Annotated in this window: 1 protein-coding gene and 1 pseudogene; one reads left to right on the top strand and one right to left on the bottom strand. The window is 65.9% G+C overall.

The features are described from left to right. Nucleotides 1-508 (bottom strand): annotated as a pseudogene (locus GRX66_RS18740) (hypothetical protein); the annotation flags it as partial. 295 nt (nt 509-803) lie between these two features. On the opposite strand from GRX66_RS18740, the gene GRX66_RS18735 reads away from it, so the two are divergent. Next, on the top strand, nt 804-1,719 hold a 916-nt coding region (locus GRX66_RS18735), incomplete at its 3' end, for a sulfide-dependent adenosine diphosphate thiazole synthase (protein WP_159527819.1).

The following is a 1,719-nucleotide window of genomic DNA, read 5'->3' as shown; positions in this document are numbered from 1 at the left end:
GCTGACTCGTCTCTTCGACGGTTTTCTCGACGGTGTCGCCGACTGTCTCCTCGACCGTCTCTTCGACGGTCACTTCGACGGACTCGTCGACCTTCTCCTGGACGGCCTTGTCGACCGTCTCTTCGACGGTTTTCTCGACGGTGTCGCCGACTGTCTCCTCGACGGTTTCACCGACGGAGGCCTCGACGGTCTGTTCGACCGTCTTGTCCACCGTGTCGCCGACGGTCTCCTCGACAGTTCTCTCGACGGTTTCGCCGACTTTCTCCTCGACGGCTTCGTCCATCGTCTCTTCGACGGTCTGTTCGACTGTTTCGCCGACGGCGCGCGTCATCCAGTCGGGGTCGAAGCGCGCCATCTTCCACGCGATGTGGATGATGAACGACGCGAGCACGCCGAATCCGAACGCAAGACCCACGCTGGAGTCGGCGACCGTGAACAGCGCGACGGAGACGAAGATGAGTACGCCGTACGCGAGGTCGGTGAGGCTGTCGACGCGGTTCGGGTTCACGCGCCGCTCACCTCCACGGACCGCACGGTTGCCCCCCGCAGTAGGGCTGCGTTGGATCCGGTCGGCTGCGGCGCGTCTGGTCGGACGCGGGTCGGTCGTGGCGACCCGCTGTGCGGTAGAGCGATGATACGCTTACAAATGCAGCGAACGGAGAAAGGGATTCCGATGGTGGTGGGAGTGATAGCGGCCTCACTGTCCGTTCGTCGCGTTTCTCTCGACGTCCGTGTTTCTGTCAGGTAATGCGGCCTTACTCGCATTCCAAACCGATAAGTAGCCGGTGGTAAAACTAGGTGGTATGACGTTCGACTCGTTCGCGGCCGCCGGAGAGGCAGAAGTAACGCGCGCAATCGCCCGCCAGTGGACCGAGGAGTTCATCGACGACACCGAAACCGACGTCATCGTGGTCGGCGGCGGTCCCTCTGGGCTGATGGCCGCGAAAGAACTCGCGGACCGCGACGTCGACGTCACCGTCGTCGAGAAGAACAACTACCTCGGCGGCGGGTTCTGGCTCGGCGGCTTCCTGATGAACAAACTCACCGTGCGGGCGCCCGCAGACGACGTCCTCGACGAACTCGACGTCCCCTACGAGTACGACGAGGAGACCGAGGGCCTCGCCGTCGCCGACGGCCCGCACGCGTGCTCGTCGCTCATCAAGGCCGCCTGCGACGCCGGCGCGCGCATCCAGAACATGACCGAGTTCACGGACGTCGTCGTGCGCGACGACCACGAAGTCGCGGGCATCGTGATGAACTGGACGCCCGTCCACGCACTGCCCCGCGAACTCACGTGCGTCGACCCCATCGCCGTCGAGTCCGACGTCGTCATCGACGCCACCGGCCACGACGCCGTCGTCGTCTCCAAACTCCAGGAGCGCGGCGTCGTCGACGCCGCGGGCATCGAGCACGCCGACGAACACAACACGGGCATGGACAAGACCGACGAGGGCGAGTACGGCGCGCCCGGCCACGACTCCCCCGGCCACGACTCCATGTGGGTCGCCGACAGCGAGGACAAGGTCGTCGAACACACCGGCAAAGTCCACGACGGCCTGATCACCGCGGGCCTGTCGACGGCGACCGTCCACGGCCTCACGCGCATGGGGCCGACGTTCGGCGCCATGCTGCTCTCCGGCAAAGCCGCCGCGAACGCCGCGCTCGACGAACTCGGCGTCGACGAACCCGCCGTGAACTGCCGCGCGGCGGCGCCGCCGC

Origin of the sequence: Halobacterium bonnevillei, from assembly GCF_009831555.1 — an archaeon.
In the GTDB taxonomy this organism is placed as follows: Archaea; Halobacteriota; Halobacteria; order Halobacteriales; family Halobacteriaceae; genus Halobacterium; species Halobacterium bonnevillei.
This window is presented reverse-complemented; position numbering and strand designations above follow the sequence as displayed.